The 19,806-nt window shown below is 68.1% G+C and carries 15 protein-coding genes; 3 read left to right on the top strand and 12 right to left on the bottom strand.

Annotated features, from left to right (window positions below):
• Positions 1-24: 24 nt before the first annotated feature.
• Complete coding sequence (locus CXK94_RS03550) at positions 25-702, bottom strand: methionine ABC transporter permease (RefSeq protein WP_037044110.1); 678 nt, start codon at positions 700-702, stop codon at positions 25-27.
• A complete protein-coding gene (locus tag CXK94_RS03555) occupies positions 702-1,709 on the bottom strand; it encodes a methionine ABC transporter ATP-binding protein (protein WP_102893291.1) in 1,008 nt (335 codons plus the stop codon). Before CXK94_RS03555 ends, CXK94_RS03550 begins: the two co-directional genes overlap by 1 nt.
• A 267-nt stretch (positions 1,710-1,976) precedes the next feature.
• Between CXK94_RS03555 and katE the strand changes: the two genes are divergently transcribed.
• Positions 1,977-4,133 carry a catalase HPII gene (gene katE, locus CXK94_RS03560; RefSeq protein ID WP_256046082.1) on the top strand — a complete coding sequence of 719 codons (2,157 nt, stop codon included), beginning with the start codon at positions 1,977-1,979 and terminating at the stop codon, positions 4,131-4,133.
• A 298-nt stretch (positions 4,134-4,431) separates the two neighbouring features.
• Here katE and CXK94_RS03565 read toward each other — a convergent pair whose 3' ends face one another.
• The 4 genes from CXK94_RS03565 to zur form a co-directional block, all read right to left on the bottom strand.
• Entirely contained in the window at positions 4,432-4,929 is a 498-nt protein-coding gene (locus tag CXK94_RS03565) for a YgjP-like metallopeptidase domain-containing protein (protein WP_102893293.1), read from the bottom strand.
• The gene (gene znuB / locus CXK94_RS03570; protein ID WP_102893294.1) at positions 4,926-5,711 is read right to left on the bottom strand and encodes a zinc ABC transporter permease subunit ZnuB; all 786 of its coding nucleotides are present in this window, start codon (positions 5,709-5,711) and stop codon (positions 4,926-4,928) included. Before znuB ends, CXK94_RS03565 begins: the two co-directional genes overlap by 4 nt.
• A gap of 271 nt (positions 5,712-5,982) precedes the next feature.
• Positions 5,983-6,753 carry a zinc ABC transporter ATP-binding protein ZnuC gene (gene znuC / locus CXK94_RS03580; protein ID WP_102893295.1) on the bottom strand — a complete coding sequence of 257 codons (771 nt, stop codon included), beginning with the start codon at positions 6,751-6,753 and terminating at the stop codon, positions 5,983-5,985.
• Positions 6,750-7,235 (bottom strand): zinc uptake transcriptional repressor Zur, encoded by a 486-nt coding sequence (gene zur / locus CXK94_RS03585; protein WP_102893296.1) that lies wholly within the window; start codon positions 7,233-7,235, stop codon positions 6,750-6,752. Before zur ends, znuC begins: the two co-directional genes overlap by 4 nt.
• A 64-nt stretch (positions 7,236-7,299) precedes the next feature.
• Here zur and znuA point away from each other — a divergent pair, with 64 nt between their 5' ends.
• Positions 7,300-8,292 carry a zinc ABC transporter substrate-binding protein ZnuA gene (znuA, locus tag CXK94_RS03590; protein ID WP_102893342.1) on the top strand — a complete coding sequence of 331 codons (993 nt, stop codon included), beginning with the start codon at positions 7,300-7,302 and terminating at the stop codon, positions 8,290-8,292.
• 281 nt (positions 8,293-8,573) lie between these two features.
• Here the strand turns inward: znuA and CXK94_RS03595 are convergent, their stop codons facing one another.
• Positions 8,574-9,899 (bottom strand): aspartate aminotransferase family protein, encoded by a 1,326-nt coding sequence (locus tag CXK94_RS03595; RefSeq protein ID WP_102893297.1) that lies wholly within the window; start codon positions 9,897-9,899, stop codon positions 8,574-8,576.
• A gap of 193 nt (positions 9,900-10,092) precedes the next feature.
• Between CXK94_RS03595 and CXK94_RS03600 the strand changes: the two genes are divergently transcribed.
• Positions 10,093-11,586, top strand: coding sequence for an aldehyde dehydrogenase (locus CXK94_RS03600; protein ID WP_102893298.1), 1,494 nt, complete (start codon positions 10,093-10,095; stop codon positions 11,584-11,586).
• Here the strand turns inward: CXK94_RS03600 and CXK94_RS03605 are convergent.
• The 5 genes from CXK94_RS03605 to CXK94_RS03625 form a co-directional block, all read right to left on the bottom strand.
• Positions 11,583-13,232, bottom strand: a complete 1,650-nt coding sequence (locus tag CXK94_RS03605; protein ID WP_102893299.1) for a diguanylate cyclase — start codon at positions 13,230-13,232, stop codon at positions 11,583-11,585. The two genes, CXK94_RS03600 and CXK94_RS03605, sit on opposite strands and share 4 nt — an antisense overlap.
• Positions 13,225-13,611 carry a response regulator gene (locus CXK94_RS03610; RefSeq protein WP_037045089.1) on the bottom strand — a complete coding sequence of 129 codons (387 nt, stop codon included), beginning with the start codon at positions 13,609-13,611 and terminating at the stop codon, positions 13,225-13,227. The genes CXK94_RS03605 and CXK94_RS03610 overlap by 8 nt, the downstream gene beginning before the upstream one ends.
• Positions 13,608-16,031, bottom strand: a complete 2,424-nt coding sequence (locus CXK94_RS03615; protein ID WP_102893300.1) for an ATP-binding protein — start codon at positions 16,029-16,031, stop codon at positions 13,608-13,610. Before CXK94_RS03615 ends, CXK94_RS03610 begins: the two co-directional genes overlap by 4 nt.
• A gap of 151 nt (positions 16,032-16,182) precedes the next feature.
• The gene (locus tag CXK94_RS03620) at positions 16,183-16,569 is read right to left on the bottom strand and encodes a response regulator (RefSeq protein WP_037045091.1); all 387 of its coding nucleotides are present in this window, start codon (positions 16,567-16,569) and stop codon (positions 16,183-16,185) included.
• A gap of 29 nt (positions 16,570-16,598) precedes the next feature.
• Positions 16,599-19,526: a PAS domain-containing sensor histidine kinase gene (locus CXK94_RS03625; RefSeq protein ID WP_102893301.1), complete on the bottom strand. Its 2,928-nt coding sequence runs from the start codon at positions 19,524-19,526 to the stop codon at positions 16,599-16,601.
• Positions 19,527-19,806: the final 280 nt, after the last annotated feature.

Raw genomic sequence — 19,806 nt, forward strand, 5'->3', positions numbered from 1 at the left:
AGGTTCGCTCGCCCTGGTTGCGGTTCATTTGCGTGAAAAGTGGGTCACCAGCCGGTCGCCGAGGCTCTGCAGCAGTTGCACCAGCACCAGCAGCAGGACCACGGTGACCACCATGACGTCGGTCTGGAAGCGCTGGTAGCCGAAGCGGATGGCCAGGTCGCCAAGGCCGCCGGCACCCACCACACCGGCCATCGCGGTGTAGGACACCAGGGTGATGGCGGTGACGGTGATGGCGGCGATGATGCCTGGGCGCGCCTCGGGCAGCAATGCGCTGAAGATGATCTGCCGGGTCGTCGCGCCCATCGCCTGGGTCGCCTCGATGATGCCGCGGTCGACCTCGCGCAATGCGGTCTCCACCAGCCGCGCGAAGAACGGCGCGGCGCCCACCACCAGCGGCGGAATCGCCCCGGCGACGCCCAGCGAGGTGCCGGTCAGCAGCACGGTGAAGGGAATCATCACGATCAAGAGGATGATGAACGGCAGCGAGCGCAGCACGTTGACGATGAACGACAGCAGCGCGTAGAGCGGGCCGTTCTCGAACAGCTGGCGCGGGCCGCTGAGGAACAGCAGCACGCCCAGCGGCAGGCCGAGCAGGATGGTGAACAGCAGCGAGCCGCCGAGCATCAGCAGGGTGTCCAGCGTCGCCAGCCAGATCTCGTACCAATCCACATTGGTGAACAAGGAGCCGAACAGAGCTTCCATCAGCGCAGCACCTCCACGTGCACGTCGGCGGCATCCAGGCGCCCCAGCGCCGCGGCCATGTCACCGCCGACCAGCGCCAGGGTCAGCTGGCCGTAGGGGGTGTCCTTGATGCGGTCGATACGTCCGGACAGGATGCTGTAGTCGACCCCGGTTTCGCGGGCGACGGTGCCCAGCAGCGGCTTGTAGGTGGCGTCGCCCTGGAAGGTCAGGCGCAGGATGCGGCCCGGCACGTGGGCGAAGTCGTCGTGCATGTCGCCCTCGTCCACCGCCTCGTCTTCCAGCACGAAACGCTGGGTGGTCGGGTGCTGGGGATGCAGGAACACCTCGGTCACCGGCCCCTGCTCGACGATCACGCCGTCGTCCATCACCGCCACGCGGTCGCAGACGCGGCGGATCACGTCCATTTCGTGGGTGATCAGCACGATGGTCAGTTGCAGCTCGCGGTTGATCTCGGCCAGTAGCTGCAGCACCTGCGCGGTAGTCTGCGGGTCGAGGGCGCTGGTGGCCTCGTCGCAGAGCAGGATGTCCGGCTCGGTGGCCAGCGCACGGGCGATGCCGACGCGCTGTTTCTGCCCGCCGGAGAGCTGTGCCGGGTACTTGCGTGCGTGCTCGCGCAAGCCGACGCGCTCGAGCAGGGCGGCGACGCGGGCGTCGATCTCGGCCCGCGAGTAGCTGCCGGCCAGGCGTAGCGGCATGGCGACGTTGTCGGCGACGGTCCTGGACATCAGCAGGTTGAAGTGCTGGAAGATCATCCCGACGCGCTGGCGAAAGCGCCGCAGGCCATCGGCATCCAGCGCGGTGACGTCCTCGCCGTTGACCAGGATGCGCCCGCCGGAGGGTTCCTCGAGGCGGTTGATCAGGCGCAGCAGGGTGCTCTTGCCGGCGCCGGAATGGCCGATCAGGCCGAACACCTCGCCAGAGGCGATCTGCAGTTCGGTCGGCTGCAGCGCGGCGACATCACGCCCCGCGACCCGGTAGGTTTTGTGGACTTGGTGAAATTCGATCACGGGCGAACCTTGTGGGTGCGGTCGTTCGATGCCGGGGTGTCCGGCGAAAGGCCGGCATTCTACCGCATGTGGCGAAAAGGCTCATGTGGCCGGTCAAGTTCTTCGAAACGGCGGCGTTGCGCTGCGCCTCCGGGCCTTTGCAAATCGTCGGGCGATCCGGCCGGCCCAGCAACCTTGTCGCGCCGCTGGCGGTCACTAACTGGCATGCCGTGAATCGCTCCTGCTTTCAGGCCTGGCCTGTCAGCTGGAGCGTTCGTGGCTCAGCCCATCCGCCAATCGAGGACCATCATGACGGACAAGACTCCCAAGCAGAGCGAACTGGCCGGTACCGATACCGTGGACCGCGCCAACCACAATGCCAAGCTCGACCAACTGGAAACCTTCCGTAGCGACGCCACCGGCGAGGCGCTGCGCACCAACCAGGGCGTGAAGATCGCCGACAACCAGAACACCCTCAAGGCTGGCGGCCGCGGGCCCTCGCTGCTCGAAGACTTCATCATGCGCGAGAAGATCACCCACTTCGACCATGAGCGCATTCCCGAGCGCATCGTGCATGCCCGCGGTGCCGCAGCCCACGGTGTGTTCGTCAGCTACGCCGACCACAGCTGGCTGACCAAGGCCTCGTTTCTCGCCGCCGAAGGCAAGGAGACCCCGGTGTTCGTGCGCTTCTCCACCGTGCAGGGCTCGCGCGGCTCGGCCGACACCGTGCGCGACGTGCGCGGCTTCGCCACCAAGTTCTACACCGACGAGGGCAACTTCGACCTGGTCGGCAACAACATGCCGGTGTTCTTCATCCAGGATGCCATCAAGTTTCCGGACTTCGTCCACGCGGTAAAACCCGAGCCGCACAACGAGATCCCGCAGGCGCAATCGGCCCACGACAGCTTCTGGGATTTCGTCTCGCTGACGCCCGAGTCCGCACACATGGTGCTCTGGACCATGTCCGACCGCGCCCTGCCGCGCAGCTACCGGGCGATGGAAGGCTTCGGCGTGCACACCTTCCGCCTGATCAATGCCGAGGGCGTCAGCCGCTTCGTCAAGTTCCACTGGAAGCCGGTGGCCGGCGCCTTCTCGCTGGTCTGGGACGAGACGCTGAAGATCGCCGGCAAGGACCCGGACTTCAATCGCCGCGACATGTGGGAGTCCATCGAGATGGGCGACTACTTCGAGTGGGAGCTGGGCGTGCAGGTGGTCGAGGAGGCCGACGAGCACAAGTTCGACTTCGACCTGCTGGACCCGACCAAAATCATCCCCGAGGAGCTGGTGCCGGTGCAGAAGCTCGGCAAGATGACCCTCAACCGCAACCCGGACAACTTCTTCGCCGAGACCGAGCAGGCCGCCTTCCACATCGGCCATATCGTGCCGGGCATCGACTTCACCAATGACCCGCTGCTGCAGGGCCGGCTGTTCTCCTACACCGACACCCAGCTGTTGCGTCTCGGTGGGCCGAACTTCCATGAGATCCCGATCAACCGCCCGCTGTGTCCGTTCCACAACAACCAACGCGACGCCTTCCATCGCCAGACCATCCACAAGGGCCGTGCCAACTACGAGCCCAATTCGATCGACAACGGCTGGCCCAAGGAAACCCCACCGGCAGCTCAGGGCGGCGGGTTCGAGAGCTATCCGGAGCGGGTCGAGGGGCACAAGATCCGCAACCGCAGCGAGTCCTTCGGCGACCACTTCTCCCAGGCCACGCTGTTCTGGAACAGCATGAGCGGTCCGGAGAAGGAGCACATCATCGGCGCCTACACCTTCGAGCTGGGCAAGGTCGAGCGGGTGTTCATCCGTGAGCGTCAGGTCAACGAGATCCTCGCCAACATCGACCTGGAGCTGGCCCGCCGCGTGGCCGAGAACCTCGGCCTGCCGGCACCGAGCGCGCCAACTGTGCCGCCGAAGGCGCCGACTCCGCAGAGCTCGCCGGCCCTGAGTTTGATGAACCATGCACCGGGCAATATCAAGTCGCGCAAGATCGCCATTCTGGTGGCCAACGGCGTCGATGGTGCGGCGATCGATACATTCAAGGCCAAGCTGGCCGGGCAGGGCGCGCTGGCCAAGATCATCGGCCCCTCGCCGGCTCCGGTGAAGACGGCGGATGGCAAGATGCTGCCGGTCGACGCCGCGATGGACGGCATGCCCTCGGTGATGTTCGACGCCGTGTTCGTCCCTGGCGGTGCCGATGCGGCGGCGGCCATGGCCAAGTCCGGCGAGGCCAGGCACTACCTGCTGGAGGCCTACAAGCACTTGAAACCCATCGTGGTGCTCGGTGCGGCACGGCCGCTGCTGGCGTCGCTGCAGCTCACCCCCGATGCCGGATTGCTGGAGGGCGACGACGTCGATGCGGTATTCGGCAACTTCGCCCAGGCACTCGGTCAGCATCGGGTGTGGGCACGTGAGGCTGCGGCGGAGGCGATCCCGGCGTAGGGTGGATGGTCGAAGCCATCCACGCGGATGCGGCGCCTGGTCCGGCACGAGGCGAAGTCAGGCACTGAGGCGTGGAAAATCGCTGCGCGAGTTTTCCACCCTACGCGGGGCTCCGGCGTGCTCGGGCGTAGGGTGGATGGCCGAAGCCATCCACGCGGATGCGGCACCGGGTCCGGCATGAGGCGAAGCCAGGCACTGAGGCGTGGAAAATCGCTGCACGAGTTTTCCACCCTACGCGGGGCTCCGGCGTGCTCGGGCGTAGGGTGGATGGCCGAAGCCATCCACGCGGGGCGCCTCTTCAGCTGCCCTGCAGCTCCCGCCAGTGCAGGAACAGTCGCAGGTCGAACTCGATCTGCCCGTAGCCGGGCAGCATGTGTTCGCAGAGCTTGTAGAAGGCGCGGTTGTGCTCGCTTTCGCGCAGGTGGGCGAGCTCGTGCACCACGATCATCCTGAGAAACTCCGGCGCCGCCTCGCGGAACAGCGCGGCGACGCGGATTTCCTTCTTTGCCTTGAGCTTGCCGCCCTGCACCCGCGACACCGCGGTATGCAGGCCCAGCGCGCGGTGGGTCAGGTCCAGTCGATTGTCGTAGAGCACCTTGTCGATCGGCGGCGCGCTTTTCAGGTACTCCTGCTTGAGCGTCTGCACATAGCCGTACAGCGCCTTGTCGCTCTGCACCTCATGCCGGCCGGGATAGCGCCGCGCCAGGTAGTCGCCCAGACGGTCCTCTGCAATCAGCTGGCGCACTTGGGCCAGCAACGGCTCGGGGTAGCCGCGCAGGTACTTCAGATCGGTCATGCGCGTTTCGGCCAGGCGAAGCTGAGCAGGAACAGCGCGGCGGCGCTGACCACGATGGACGGCCCGGCCGGGGTGTCCTCGAACCAGGACAGCGCCAGCCCCAGGCACACCGCGACGAGGCCCAGCAGGCTCGCGCCCAGCGCCATCTGCTCCGGCGTGCGCGCGTGGCGCTGCGCCGCGGCGGCGGGAATGATCAGCAGCGAGGTGATCAGCAGCACGCCGACGATCTTCATCGCCACGGCGATGACCACGGCGATCAGCAACATCAGCGCCAGGCGGATCGCCGCCACCGGCAGGCCTTCGACCTTGGCCAGCTCCTCGTGCACGGTGATCGCCAGCAGCGGCCGCCACAGCGGGATCAGCATCAGCAGCACCAGCGCGCTGCCACCGGCGATCCAGGCCAGGTCGCTCGGCCCGACGGCCAGCAGGTCGCCGAACAGGTAGCCCATCAGGTCGATGCGTACGTCTTTCATGAAACTCAGCGAGACCAGGCCGAGCGACAGCGTGCTGTGGGCCAGGATGCCCAGCAGCGTGTCGGAGGCCAGCGGCTGGCGCTGCTGCAGGGTCACCAGCAGCAGGGCGAGCAGCATGCAGCCGACCGTCACCGCGAGGGTCAGGTTGACGTCCAGCATCAGCCCAAGGGCGACGCCAAAGAGCGCGGCATGCGACAGGGTATCGCCGAAATAGGCCATGCGCCGCCAGACCACGAAGGAGCCGAGCGGGCCGGCGACCAGCGCCAGGGCGAGGCCGGCGAGCAGGGCGTTGAGAAGAAAATCGGGCATGCTAGGGCCTATTGATGCTTTGTCGCGAGCCGCGTTGCCGCGGCAAATGGTGCCAGGCAAGGCGCGGGACGCAGGCAATGGTCGCTCCCTTGGCAAGTCCCGCAACGCCGCATGGCACCATTTGACGCGCAATTCCGAAGGGCCGGGCCAGTTTTAGCGCGGTGCTGCGTTATTCGTCGTTTATTTGGAATAACCAAACTTCTCTCCTCATGCCTTGCCCCGCGCTAAAACTGGATCCGGCGCGGCCGTGACAAAGCATCAATAGGCCCTACTAGTGCTTGCAGTTCGGGCCGTGGACGTGGGGCTTGCCGATCACCACGCTGCCGTGCAGGTCGTGGCTGTGGTCGTGCTGGTGGTGGTAGATCGCCAGGCTGCGCGCATCCTGGCCGAACAGCTCGACGAAGGCCGGGTCGCTGCTGACCTGCTCCGGATGGCCGGAGCAGCAGACGTGGCGGTTCAGGCAGACCACCTGGTCGGTGGCGCTCATCACCAGGTGCAGGTCGTGGGAAATCATCAGCACGCCGCAGCCATAGCGATCGCGCAACACGCCGATCAGCCGGTACAGCTCGGCCTGGCCGGCGACGTCGACGCCCTGCACCGGCTCGTCCAGCACCAGCAGTTCCGGCTCGCGCAGCAGGGCGCGGGCCAGCAGCACGCGCTGCATCTCGCCACCGGAAATCTTCTGCAGAGGGCTGTCGATGACGTGCTCGGCACCGACCTCGCCCAGCGCCGCCAGCGCGCGGGCCCGGTCGACGCCGGGCACCAGGCGCAAAAAGCGCAGCACCGACAGCGGCAGGGTGGGGTCGACGTGGAGCTTCTGCGGCATGTAGCCGATCCGCAGCTTCGGCTTGCGCCAGACCTGGCCGCGATCCGGCTTGAGCAGGCCGAGCACGGTGCGCACCAGGGTGGTCTTGCCGGCGCCGTTGGGGCCGATCAGGGTGACGATCTCGCCGCGATGCACCTGCAACTGTGCGCCTTCGAGCACCGCCTGGTTGGCGAAATGCACATGGATGTCGTCCAGCCGCAACAGCACTTCGCTCATGCCGCGCTCCGGCACGTTGCGCAGAGGCCGACCACTTCCACGGTCTGGCCCTCGACGGCGAAACCCACGCTGCGCGCGGCAGCGTCGATGGCTTCGGCGATGGCCGGCTGCTCCAGCTCGATGGCGGTATGGCAGTGACGGCAGATGAGGAACTGGCCCTGGTGCGGATGCTCCGGATGATTGCAGCCGATGAAGGCGTTGAGCGAGGCGAGGCGATGCACCAGGCCGTTCTCCAGCAGGAAATCCAGCGCCCGGTAGACGGTCGGCGGTGCCGCGCGGCGGCCGTCCTGCTCGCTCAGCACGGCGAGGATGTCGTAGGCGCCGAGCGGCTTGTGGCTTTGCCAGACCAGTTCCAGCACGCGCCGGCGCAGGGCGGTCAGGCGCACGCCCTGGCGCGCGCAGAGGCTGTCGGCTTCGGCCAGCGCGTGGCTGACACAGTGGTCGTGGTCATGGGGCGTGCAGGCCAGCGGGGTCTTGGACATGGGCGGCGACGTCGTGGTGGAGAGACGTTATTATGTACCAATTTCGTCCCTTCGAGTGATGCCCGTGAACCGTCTTTTCTCCCTTTCGCTGTTGGCCGCGCTGCTCGTCGGCAGCGCCTCCGCCCAAGCCGAAGTCCGTGTGCTGACCAGCATCAAGCCGCTGCAACTGATCGCTGCGGCGGTGCAGGACGGCGTCGGCGAACCCGACGTGCTGCTGCCGGCCAGCGCCTCGGCGCACCACTATGCGCTACGCCCGTCCGACGTACGGCGAATCCGCGATGCCGAGCTGCTCTACTGGATCGGCCCGGATCTGGAGAGTTTCCTGCCGCATGCGCTGAGCGGGCGCAAGGGCGCGACCGTCGCCGTGCAGGCGCTGCCGGGCCTGACGCTACGGCATTTCGGCGATGCGCATGAACACACCGAAGCGGATGAGCATGACGATCACGATCCGGCCGACGAGCACGCTCATGAGCATGACGACCATGACGACCACGAGCCCGCGCATGCCGACAAGCACGACCACGATCATCGCCCCGGCAGCCTCGACGCGCACCTCTGGCTGCTGCCGGCCAATGCGCGGGTGATCGCCGAGCGCATGGCCGCCGACTTCGCCGCCGCCGACCCGGCCAACGCCGAGCGCTACCAGGCGAACCTCGCCGCCTTCGCCCAGCGCCTCGAGGCGCTGGACGCACGGCTCGCACAGCGCTTCGCCGGGGTGCGCAACAAGCCGTTCTTCGTCTTCCACGAGGCCTACGACTACTTCGAGGCTGCCTACGGCCTGCGCCATGCCGGCGTGTTCAGCGCCGGCGGCGAAGCGCAACCGGGCGCCCGGCATGTCGCGGCGATGCGCGAACGGCTGCAGCAGGCCGGGCCGAGCTGCGTGTTCAGCGAACCGCCGGCCCGCCCGCGCCTGGCTGAAACGCTGACCAGCGGCTTGCCGGTGAAGATGGTCGAGCTGGACGTGCTCGGCGTCGGCCTGGCGGTGGATGCGCAGGGCTACGAGCGGCTGCTCGAAGGCCTCGGCAACGCCCTGGCCGACTGCCTGGATTCGCTGTAACGCCCACCGTGTAGGGTGCGCTCCCGCGCACCGATGAGCTTGTACGAGGATCGCCGGCAAGCCGGCTCCTACACCAAGCACGATGTGGCGCTTGCCCACGCGCATGCCAACCGGTCGGATCGATGGAGAGCATTCATGCGGGCGGGCCGCGTAGGGTGGAAAACTGCGGAGCATTTTCCACGCGTTCGGAGGGCATCAACGCGGATGATCCTGTATGCACCGTTGCAGGAGCCCGCAAGCGGGCTCCTGCAGGGTCGTAGCAGCTCGTGTGCGCCGAATGTTCAGCCGGCCTGGCGGATGCCATCGGCGAACTGCGCGATCATCGTGTCGATCTGCGGTTTCTCGATGATCAGCGCCGGCGACAGGGCGATGGTGTCGCCGCTGGCGCGCACCATCAGGCCGTTCTCGAAGCACTGGCGGAACACCTCGTAGCCGCGCTTGCCGACGCCGTCGGCGTGCGTCGCGAACTGCACGCCGGCGACCAGGCCGACGGTGCGGATGTCGACCACGTTGGGCAGGTCCTTGAGGCTGAACAGCGCGTCCTGCCAGTAGGGCTCGAGCTCGATGGCCTTCTGGAACAGGTTCTCGCGCTGGTAGATCTCCTGGGTCGCCAGCGCCGCCGCGCAGGCCACCGGATGGCCGGAGTAGGTGTAGCCGTGGAAGAACTCGATGGCGCTTTCCGGCCCGGTCATGAAGGCCTCGAACAGCCTGTCGGCGACGAACACCGCGCCCATCGGCACCGCGCCGTTGGTCAGGCCCTTGGCGCAGGTGAGGATGTCCGGCGTGACGCCCCAGCGCTGCGCGGCGAAGGGCTCGCCGACGCGGCCGAAGCCGGTGATGACCTCATCGAAGATCAGCAGGATGCCGTGCCTGGCGGTGATCTCACGCAGCCGCTGCAGGTAGCCCAGCGGTGGCAGGATCACCCCGGCCGAGCCGGACATCGGCTCGACGATCACCGCGGCGATGTTCTCCGCGCCATGCAGGGTCACCAGGCGTTCCAGCTCGTCGGCCTTCTCCACGCCATACTGCGGCAGGCCCTTGCTGAAGGCGTTGCGCTGCAGGTCGAGGGTGTGCGGCAGGTGGTCGACGCCCGGCAGCAGCGCACCGAAGGCGCGGCGGTTGTTCGGCATGCCGCCGACCGAGATGCCGCCGAAGCCGACGCCGTGATAGGCCAGTTCGCGGCCGATCAGCCGGGTGCGGGTGCCCTGGCCGATGGCGCGCTGGTAGGCCAGGGCGATTTTCAGCGCGGTGTCCACCGACTCCGAGCCGGAGTTGGTGAAGAACACCCGGTCGAGGCCCTCGGGGCTGATGCCGCTGAGCTTCTGTGCCAGCTCGAAGGGCAGCGGATGGCCCATCTGGAAGGTCGGGGCGAAGTCCATCTTGGCGATCTGCCGGCTCACCGCCTCGCTGATCTCGCGCCGCGCATGGCCGGCGTTGCAGCACCAGAGGCCGGCGGTGCCATCGAGGATCTTGCGGCCGTCGCTCGCCGTGTAATACAGCCCTTCGGCGCTTTCCAGCAGCCGCGGGCTGGCCTTGAACTGGCGGTTCGCGGTGAAGGGCATCCAGAAATGGTCGGGCGATGCGCTAGGGTGGAAATCGTTGGCCATGGTGAGCTCCGGCAGGGCTGCGGGTGGAGGCTATGCTGTGGCGAGCGCACAGCGGATGCATCGAGTCTATGTTTAATAAAACGAACAAAACAAGGCGTAAAACGCCTGGTTCGTAAAAAATATTGATACGGCCGGCGCCGCTGGTTTAGGGTGCCCCTTCCAGCAGCCCGAAGACCTTACGAGAGGACGCTCCATGACCACCCTGACCCTCGCCGACTGGCAACAGCGTGCCCGCGACTTGCGCATCGAAGGGCGCGCCTTCATCCAGGGCGAATACCTCGACGCGGCGGGAGGGGCCCGCTTCGACTGCGTCAGCCCGGTGGACGGGCGCGTGCTGGCGCAGGTGGCCAGCTGCGAGCAGGCCGATGCCGAGCGTGCCGTGGCCAGCGCGCGTGCGGCATTCGAGGCCGGCGTATGGGCGAAGCTGGCGCCGGCCAGGCGCAAGGCGGTGATGATCCGCTTCGCCGACCTGCTGGAAGCCAACCGCGAGGAGCTGGCGCTGCTGGAAACCCTCGACATGGGCAAGCCGATCGGCGATTCGCTGGCGGTGGACGTGCCCGGCGCGGCGCGGGCGCTGCGCTGGAGCGGCGAGGCGATCGACAAGCTCTACGACGAGGTCGCGGCCACCCCGCACGACCAGCTCGGCCTGGTCACCCGCGAGCCGGTGGGCGTGGTGGCGGCCATCGTGCCGTGGAACTTCCCGCTGATGATGGCCTGCTGGAAACTCGGCCCGGCGCTGGCCAGCGGCAACTCGGTGGTGCTCAAGCCCTCGGAGAAGTCGCCGTTGACGGCGCTCCGCATCGCCCGGCTGGCCATCGAGGCGGGTATTCCGGCCGGCGTGCTCAACGTGCTGCCGGGCTACGGGCATACCGTGGGCAAGGCGCTGGCGCTGCACATGGACGTCGACACCCTGGTCTTCACCGGCTCCACCCGGGTGGCCAAGCAACTGATGATCTACGCTGGCGAGTCGAACATGAAGCGCGTCTGGCTGGAGGCCGGCGGCAAGAGCCCGAACATCGTCTTCGCCGACGCGCCGGACCTCGCGGCCGCGGCCCAGGCGGCGGCCGGTGCCATCGCCTTCAACCAGGGCGAGGTCTGCACCGCCGGTTCGCGACTGCTGGTGGAGCGCTCGATCAAGGCGCGCTTCCTGCCCATGGTGGTCGAGGCGCTCAAGGCCTGGAAGCCGGGCAATCCGCTGGATCCGGCGACCAACGTCGGCGCGCTGGTGGATACCCAGCAGCTCGACACCGTGCTCGGCTACATCGAGGCCGGGCGCGAGGCCGGGGCGCAGGTGCTGGTCGGCGGCCAGCGCACCCTGGCGGAAACCGGCGGGCTGTACGTCGAGCCGACCCTCTTCGACGGCGTCGACAATGCGATGAAGATCGCCCGCGAGGAAATCTTCGGCCCGGTGCTGTCGGTGATCACTTTCGACAGCGCCGAGGAAGCCGTCGCCATCGCCAACGACAGCCCCTACGGCCTGGCCGCGGCGCTGTGGACCGCCGACCTGTCCCGGGCGCACCGCACCGCGCGCGCCCTGCGTGCCGGCAGCGTGTGGGTCAACCAGTACGACGGCGGCGACATGACCGCGCCGTTCGGCGGCTTCAAGCAGTCCGGCAACGGTCGCGACAAGTCGCTGCACGCCTTCGACAAGTACACCGAACTCAAGGCCACCTGGATCCAGCTCTAGGAACCTGCGCCGAACAGGCTCACCAGGTTGCGGCCGTTGTGCTTGGCGACGTACAGGGCCTGGTCGGCGCGTTCCAGCAGGATACCGGCAGTGGTGCGGCCGTCGGTTTCGCTGATGCCGGCGCTGAAGGTGACGCTGAAGGTATGGCTCTCGCCGCTGTTGAAGCTGAGCGCGGCGAAGCGCACGCGGATCTCGTCGAAGATGCGCCTGGCCTGTAGCGCCGAGCATTCCGGCAGCACCGCGACGAACTCCTCGCCACCGTAGCGGCCGAGGCTGTCGATGCGCCGCAGGCGCTGGCGCAGCAGGTTGGCCAGGGCGCGGATGACGTTGTCGCCGGCGGCGTGTCCGTAGTGGTCGTTGACCTGCTTGAAATGGTCGAGATCGAGCATCACCACGCTGGCCGGCTTGCCGCTGCGGGTGGCGCGCTGTACCTCCAGCGCCAGCTGCTCCTTGATGTCGGCGTGCTTGAGCAGCCCGGTCAGGCTGTCGCGCGCCAGCGCCGTGCTCAGCGAGCGGGCGCGCTGGGCATGGGAATACACCGAGGCGACCAGCGCGGTATCGCTGATCGGCTTGGTGATGAAATCGTCGCCCGCTTGCAGCAGCGCCGCCATCTGCCGGTGGCTATCGGTTTCCGCCGAGAGGTAGATGATGGTCACCCGCAGCCACTCGTCGTGCAGGCGGATCATCTGGGCCAGCTCGGGGCCGGAACAGCCGGGCATGTTGACGTCCAGCAGGAGCACCTCGGGGTTGAAACTGCGCATGCTGTCGAGCAGGCGGGTGGGCTCGGCGAGGGTTTGTACCTGCATCTGCGAATTGCGCAGCACCAGGCTGTAGCGGGCCGCCAGCTCGGCATCGTCGTCGACGATCAGCACGCGGAACGGCTCGCCCTGGCGGCGGTCCAGGCAGCGCTCCAGGCTGTTCTCCAGCTGGGTGATGTCCAGCGGCCGGCCGAAGAATCCCTGGGCCCCGGCGCGCACCGCGGCGAGCTGGCTGGCGAAGTCGAAATGGTCGTGGATCACCAGCAGCGGCAGCGGGCTTTCCAGCCGCTGTTGCAGTTGCGCGACCTGCTCGAGCGCGCTGTCGTGCTGCACGCTGACGATCAGCGCATCGGGCAACTGGGCGTCGACGGCATCCTGCAGGGCGGCGAAATCGCGCAGATGGCTGACCATGTAGCCGAAGTTGCGCAGGGTCAGCGCCGTGCTGGCGCCGGCCTTGGGGTCCGCCTCCAGCAGGTAGATGCGACAGCCCGGCGGCAATTCGTCCGGGCTTTCCCGCAGCGCCAGCGCGGCCGCCGGCGGTTCCTCGCCGGGGGTCTCGCTCGCCAGTTGCTGGACCGCGCGGGTCAGGGCCTCGAGTGCGCGGGTGCCGGGCTTGGCCGATTCCAGCCAGCGGTCGGCGCGTTGCTCCAGCCGCCGGGCGCGCTCGCCGAGCGAGTCGAAGCCGAAGGTGCCTGCGGCGCCGGCCAGGCGGTGCAAGCGCTCGCGAATCGCCAGCATCAGCTGGCGGCGGCTGTCCGGCGCCTGGCTGCGCTGCAGCTCGTCGGTCAGCCCGGCGAGCTCGGCGAGGTCGACCCGCAGCCGCTGGGCGAACTGCTGGTTGAGCAGTTCGAACTGCTGCTGCAACTCGAGGCGCATCGGGTCATGCATGTTCGGCCTCCCAGATTTCCTGCAGCTGGCCGGCCAGCTGGAGGGGATCGAAGGGCTTGCTCAGTACCTGTCGCACACCCAGCTGGCGCAGCAGATCGAGGCGTTCGGGCTGCAGGTGGCCGGTGAGCAGCACCACCGGGATGCGGCTCAGGTCCACCACGTGCGCCAGCTGGCGCACCAGCTCGATGCCGTCCATCTGCGGCAGCATCACGTCGAGCAGGATCAGGTCCGGGGCGAAGGCCTGCACCTGTTCCAGCGCAGCTTGGCCGGAAGGGCAGCTGAGTACCTCGAAGCCGCCGAGCTTTTCCAGGGCGATGCGGGTCACCACCTGGATCGACGGGACGTCCTCGACATGCAGAATGCGCTTGAGCTGTTTCATGGCTGACTCCCGCTGGCCGTGACGGGCCGCTTGCTACAGGGCAACTCGAACCAGAAGCAGGTGCCCTGGCCGGGTTCGGTGTCGAAGCCGATGGACCCGCCCATGTGCTCGATCAGCTCCTTGCTGATGGCCAGGCCGAGGCCGGTGCCGCCCTGCTGGCGGCTGTCCGACGAGTCGGCCTGGGCGAACTTGTGGAAGACGCGTTCACGAAAATCCGCGGCAATGCCCGGGCCCCGATCTCGGACGCTGACGCGCACCCGTTCGTCACCGCGTTCGGCCGACAGCTCGACGTGTTCGCCCGCCGGCGAGAATTTCGCCGCGTTGGACAGCAGGTTGCTCAGCACCTGGTGCAGGCGCATGGCATCGACTTCCACCTGCACCGCCGGGCAGTCGCCCAGGCGCAGCTGCACGCCATGTTGTTCGGCGTAGCTGTGGTTGCTGCGCAGGGCCTGCTCGAGCAGCGGGCGCAGCGGTTGGCGCAGCAGCTCGAAACGCATCTTGCCGGCGTGCAGCTTGTCCATGTCGAGCAGGTCGTCGATCAGCGCGCTGAGGCGCTGGCTGTTCTGGTGGGCGATCTCCAGCAGCTCGCTCATCTGCGCCGGGACTTCGCCCATGACGTTCGAGCAGATCAGCGCCAGCGCGCCGGTGATCGAGGTCAGCGGCGTGCGCAGCTCGTGGCTGACGGTGGAGATGAATTCGCGCTGCAGGCGCTCGATGCGCTTGCGCTCGGTGATGTCGTGCATCACCGCGACCGCGCCCATCGGCTGGCCGTCGGAGGTGTACAGCGGGTCGGCATTGGTCAGCACGTAGCGCGGCGTGTCCTGGCCGAGCAGCACCATCTCGTGGTTGCTGACGTGCTCGCCGTGCAGCGCACGCATCAGCGGGATCTGCCCGACCGACAGCGGGGTGACGCCATCGGGCTGGTAGAGCCGGTAATGCCGCGCCCAGTCGTCGGGCGAGATCGGCGCGGCGTCGCCACCATGCCACTGCTTGGCCTTGTCGTTGAACAGGGTCAGGCAACCGTCGGCATCGCAGGCGACGACCGCCTCGCTCAGCGCCTCGAGCAGGCGTCGGTTCATTTCCTGCTGGCGGTCCAGCTCCAGCTGTTCGGCCTTGCGCGTGGTGATGTCGGCGACGAAGCCGTGCCAGAGCACCGAGCCATCGACCTGCCGCAGCGGCGTGGCGCGGGCCTCGACCCAGAGCAGCCCCTTGCGCGGGTGTTCGACGCGGTGCTCGCTGTGCCAGGCGGTCAGGCTGGCGGCGGCCTGGCGGATGCTGGCCAGCAGCCGGGGGCGATCGGCCGGGTGCACGCGGGCATAGATCGGCGCGAAGCTGCTGGCCAGCTGCGCCGGGCTCAGGGCATAGATCTGCTCGATACCTTCGCTGACGTAGGGGAAGCAGCCGGCGCCGTCGGGGCGCCAGTGGAACTGGAAGAGCATGCCCGGCACCTGCGCGGCGATCTGCTGCAGGCGCAGCTGCAGCTGTTCCTGGTAGGCCAGATCGTAGACGTTGACCAGGTAGCCGCGCAGCTGCGCCTGTTCGTCGCGGATCGCCGTCACGCCGAGCAGCACCGGGACCTCGCTGCCGTCGTGATGGCGCAGGCGCCACTCGGACATCTCGCGCCGGCCCTGGTGCAAGGGTGCGGTGAGTACCGCGAAGCCGGGGGCGAGCGGCACGCCCAGTTCGCTGGAAAGCAGCGCGGCGCGGCGCTGCAGCGTTTCGGGCTGGAACAGCGTCGCGGTCAGCGGCTGGCCGATCAAGGCCGCCGCCGGGTAGCCGAGCAGGCGTTCGGCGCTCGGGTTGACGCGGGTGACGATGCCGTCGGGACGGGTGACCAGCACCGCGCTGGAGGCACTGTCGAGGATCGCCTGCTGCAAGGCCGCCTGCTCGGCGTGGTGGTGCGCCAGCAGACGCTGCTCGAACAGGCGGATGACCTGGCGGCCGAGGCGTTCGAGGGTGTCGCGCTGCTCGGCGGTCAGTTGGCGCGGCTGGCGGTCGATCACGCAGAGGGTGCCGAGGTTGTGGCCATCGGGCGAGGTCAGCGGCGTGCCGGCATAGAAGCGGATATGCGGGTCGCCGGCCACCAGCGGGTTCTGCCGGAAGCGCGGGTCCTGCAGGGCATCGGGAACCTCGAAGATTGCCTCGCCGCGGATGGTATGGGTGCAGAAGGAGATTTCCCGCGGGGTTTCGCTGACCTCCAGGCCGACGCGGCTCTTGAACCACTGGCGGCGCTCGTCGACCAGCGAGATCAGCGCGATGGGGGTGCCGCACAGGCGGGCGGCCAGTTCGGTGAAGTCGTCGAAGGCGGATTCCTCGGGGGTGTCGAGGATCTCGTAGCGCAGCAACGCGGCCAGGCGCGACAGTTCGCGTGGCTGGGATGTGGCTGGCGTCGCAGTCGGACTCGCTTGCGGTGACTCCATCGTCGGGACCTTGGCGATTCGTTGAATGTCGCCCGGGAAGCTGTTTCCGGCGGGCACGGAACTGCCGCGTTGCTGTGGGGTGGGTGGCCGCCCAGGGCGCACCCGCCAGGCCAGCGAGCGGAGCGCCTTGCATGCCAGGCCCTGTCGAAACCTAGTATCGGTCAGCGGCCCAGATGCTGCGAATCTGCTCGGGCAACCGCATCGGATCGAATGGCTTGATGATCACGTCGCGCGCGCCCAGCTTGCGCAGGTGCTCGATTTCGCCGGGTTGTACCTTGGCGGTCATGAATGTTACCGGAATCCGCTGCAGATCGATTCGCTCGCGCAGCCTGGCGAGCGTCTCCGGGCCGTCCATGCCCGGCATCATCACGTCCAGCAGGATGAAGTCGGGCGCGAAGCGTTCGACTTCATCCAGGGCCTGGCTTCCGGAAGAGCAGGACAGCACCTCGTAGCCGCCGATCGCCTCCAGCGCCAGTTTGGTCACCGCCTGGATGGAGGGGTCGTCTTCGATGTGCAGGATGCGCCTTAGCTCGGCCATGTGGTCTCCGTGATGATGCGGGGCTTTTTTCATGAGGTTAGCGTCGTGGCGAGCGGCAGCTCGCACCAGAAACAGGCGCCATGGCCGGGTTCGGACTCGAAGCCGATGCGCCCGTGCATGTGTTCGACCAGTTCCTTGCTGATGGCCAGGCCCAGGCCGGTGCCGCCCTTGTGCCGGGTATCGGAGGAGTCCGCCTGGGAAAACTTCTGGAAAATGCGTGCATGGAACGCCTGCGCGATGCCTGGCCCCTGGTCGCGGACGCTGATCCGCGCCCAGTCGCCGCGGCGCTCGGCGCTCAGCACCACGACGCCGCCCACGGGGGAGAATTTGACGGCATTGGAGATGAAATTGGCCAGTACCTGCTGCAACCGGTCGTCGTCCGCCACGATCTGCAGGTCCGCCACCGGCAGCAGGACGAAGCGCACCTCGTGCTGCGCGGCATAGCCCTGGTTGCTGGCGATCGCCTGTTCCAGCTGCTGCGCCAGCGAATGCGTGCCGAGCGCGAAGGTCATCTTGCCGGCGACCAGCTTGTCCATGTCCAGCAGGTCGTCGATCAGCCGGCCCAGGCGCAGGCTGTTCTGGTGGGCGATGAGCAGCATCTGGCGCATCGCCGCCGGCGGCTCGCCCAGCGCACCGCCGACGATCAGGCCGAGGGCGCCGGAAATCGAGGTCAGCGGCGTGCGCAGCTCGTGGCTGACGATGGACACCAGTTCGCTCTTCATCCGCTCGATACGCTTGCGCTCGGTGATGTCGCGCACCAGGCCGATGAACTTGCGTTCGCCGTGGTGGGTGATCTGTGAGACGCGCAACTCGATGGTGAAGGTCTCGCCGTTGCGCCGCAGGGCGGTCAGTTCGCGGTTCTGCTCCAGCGCGCGCGGCGTGCCGCGTTGCGCGTAGGCGGCCAGGTAGCCGTCGTGGGCGGAGCGATCGGGTTCGGGCATCAGCATCGACAGGTTGCGGCCGAGGACCTCCTGCGCGCTGTAGCCGAAGATCTGTTCGGCGGCGTGGTTGAAGGTCTCGATGATGCCGCGGGCGTCGATGATGACGATGGCGTCGATCACGTTGGCGATCAGCAGGCTCAGGTAGCGCTCGCGCTCCTGCATCTCCTCCTGCGCCAGCGCCTGCGCGGTGACGTCCCAGATGAAGCCGTCGCACCAGCCGGTGGGGTCGTCGCGCTCGCGCAGCACGCGGGCCTTCTCGCGCACCCAGACGGTCTGGCCGTCGGCGTTGAGCAGCCGGTAGATGCCCTCGAACACGTCCTGTTCCGGGGTCTGCCGGGCCAGTGGGCGGTCCTCGGGATGGATCAGGCTGGCATAGCTGCGCGCGCGGTCGCCGAGGAAATCGCTGGCGGGGTAGCCGGTCAGCCGCTCGATACCGCTGCTGAGGTAGCTCATCCGGCGCTGGCCGTCGTTGCGGCAGCGGTAGACCACGCCCGGGAGGTTGCCGACCATCGCGCGGAAGCGGCTCTCGCTCTTCTGCAGGGCGCGGGTGGCCTCCATCAGCTCGGTGATCTCGGTGATGAAGCCGTGCCAGACCACCGCGCCGTCGCTCAGGCGCTCGGCCGTGGCGCGGCCCTCGGCCCAGAGCATCCCGCGCAGCGGGTGGTGGATGCGGAATTCGACCGCGCCGCTGCCCGGAGCGGTGGCCAGGCGCAGCAGCGCGGCGCGCAGGTGCGGCAGGTCCGGCGGGTACACGTCTGCCAGCGCCCGGCCGGCATCCTCGGCCAGCAGGCTCGGCTCGATGCCGTAGAGTTCGCGGGCGCCTTCGCTGACGTAGAGGAACGCGTAGCGTCCATTGGCGAAACGCTTGAGCTGGAACACCATGCCCGGCAGCAGGCTGGCGATCTTCTGTGCGCGGTCGAGCAGGCGCTGGCGGCGGCGCGCCTCCTGTCGCTGCGCCAGCCGATGCTGCTTGCGCACGGCGCTGCGCCGCTGCAGCAGGATCGCCAGAAGCAGCAGCAGCGCTTCGGCGATCAGCCAGGCCAGGCTCCATTTCACCAGCAGCCGCTGCTCGGCCTGGCGGTGTTCGCGCTGCATGGCGCTGATGTCGCGCCAGACCAGCGCCGCGGCCTTCGGTGCGGAGGAGCGGCCGTCCTGCAGCGGGATCTGGTTGAGCAGGAAGGTGCGCCCGTCGGCCTCCAGCAGGCGCAGCGCCATGCCGCTCTCCGGTTCGGGCAGCATGTCCATCTGCGCCCAGTGCAGGATCTGCGTGGCCGAGAGGCCGACCAGCAGCCAGTCGCTGTCGCGGCCCAGGCGCACGCCGCTCGGCGGGTCGACCTGCGCGGCGCGCAGTGCCTGCTGGTCGATGATCAGGGCGAGGCCGGCGGCCAACTGGTCGCCGAGGTCGTCCAGCTTCGGCAGCGCGTCGTAGCCGACTTCCAGCGCACCGATGAGCGGACTGCCGGGCTCGTCGGCGGCGTGCAGTGGGACGATGGTGCGGCTGCTGGCACCGAGCTGGTCGACTTCCAGCCCGGATTGCACGGCACCTTCCGCCAATGCCCGGCGCAGCAGCGGCCGCTGGGCCGCCGGCGCATCGCCGAAGGCGTCGGGGCGCTGCATGCGCAGGATGGCGACGCCCCTGGCGTCCCATAGCTGCAGGTGCAGGGCCTGGTGGCGTTGCATCGACTCCCAGGCGGGGGCCAGCGTGGCGCGCAGGCGCTGGCGCAAGGCGTCGATCCGCGCACCGTCCAGCGGGGCGCCAGTGCGCAACAGGGTGTCGATGCGGCGCATTCGGCGCAGCACTTCGGCATTGCCGGCCAGGGCGGTGGCGACCATGTCGGCCTGGCGGAGCTGGCTGAGCTGGGCGCTCTGCAGCGCCAGGCTCTGCAGCTCGCCATGGGTTTCGATTTCCAGCCGCCAGGCCGCGTCGCGGGCCTGGTAATCGTTGAGCGCCAGGCTGCCGAACAACAGGGCGAGCAGCAGGCTGCCGATCGCGAATGTCCAGTGAGGTGTGCTCATCGGCGGGTGTTTCGGTGATGCGTGCGACGCCTGGCGACGCCCGGTGGTACGCGGCGGGGAAGGCGCCCGAGGCAGAGGTACGACGAGTGCATGGAGCCGCGATTCCGGTTGAAAAAAGTACAATGATAGCTCTATGCCATTACTATCGATAGCGACCGCCGCCGAGGCCGCGAGGCCGTGGCGATTGCAGCCGAATCTGGCTAAAAAATCATCAGCCAGGCGACGGTCGGCAGGCCGCCCGGCTCGATTCGCCGCGCGGGAGTGCTAGGCTGCGCGCAGC

It is taken from the genome of Stutzerimonas stutzeri (genome assembly GCF_002890915.1).
GTDB lineage: Bacteria > Pseudomonadota > Gammaproteobacteria > Pseudomonadales > Pseudomonadaceae > Stutzerimonas > Stutzerimonas stutzeri_AF.

What these genes read in the sequence shown, in the direction of transcription:
- CXK94_RS03550 (WP_037044110.1), bottom strand. Translation starts at nt 702, where the DNA reads ATGGAAGCTCTGTTCGGCTCCTTGTTCACCAATGTGGATTGGTACGAG.
- CXK94_RS03605 (WP_102893299.1), bottom strand. Translation starts at nt 13,232, where the DNA reads ATGCATGACCCGATGCGCCTCGAGTTGCAGCAGCAGTTCGAACTGCTC.
- CXK94_RS03595 (WP_102893297.1), bottom strand. Translation starts at nt 9,899, where the DNA reads ATGGCCAACGATTTCCACCCTAGCGCATCGCCCGACCATTTCTGGATG.
- CXK94_RS03565 (WP_102893293.1), bottom strand. Translation starts at nt 4,929, where the DNA reads ATGACCGATCTGAAGTACCTGCGCGGCTACCCCGAGCCGTTGCTGGCC.
- znuC (WP_102893295.1), bottom strand. Translation starts at nt 6,753, where the DNA reads ATGAGCGAAGTGCTGTTGCGGCTGGACGACATCCATGTGCATTTCGCC.
- CXK94_RS03620 (WP_037045091.1), bottom strand. Translation starts at nt 16,569, where the DNA reads ATGGCCGAGCTAAGGCGCATCCTGCACATCGAAGACGACCCCTCCATC.
- CXK94_RS03610 (WP_037045089.1), bottom strand. Translation starts at nt 13,611, where the DNA reads ATGAAACAGCTCAAGCGCATTCTGCATGTCGAGGACGTCCCGTCGATC.
- CXK94_RS03600 (WP_102893298.1), top strand. Translation starts at nt 10,093, where the DNA reads ATGACCACCCTGACCCTCGCCGACTGGCAACAGCGTGCCCGCGACTTG.
- znuB (WP_102893294.1), bottom strand. Translation starts at nt 5,711, where the DNA reads ATGCCCGATTTTCTTCTCAACGCCCTGCTCGCCGGCCTCGCCCTGGCG.
- CXK94_RS03625 (WP_102893301.1), bottom strand. Translation starts at nt 19,526, where the DNA reads ATGAGCACACCTCACTGGACATTCGCGATCGGCAGCCTGCTGCTCGCC.
- CXK94_RS03615 (WP_102893300.1), bottom strand. Translation starts at nt 16,031, where the DNA reads ATGGAGTCACCGCAAGCGAGTCCGACTGCGACGCCAGCCACATCCCAG.
- zur (WP_102893296.1), bottom strand. Translation starts at nt 7,235, where the DNA reads ATGTCCAAGACCCCGCTGGCCTGCACGCCCCATGACCACGACCACTGT.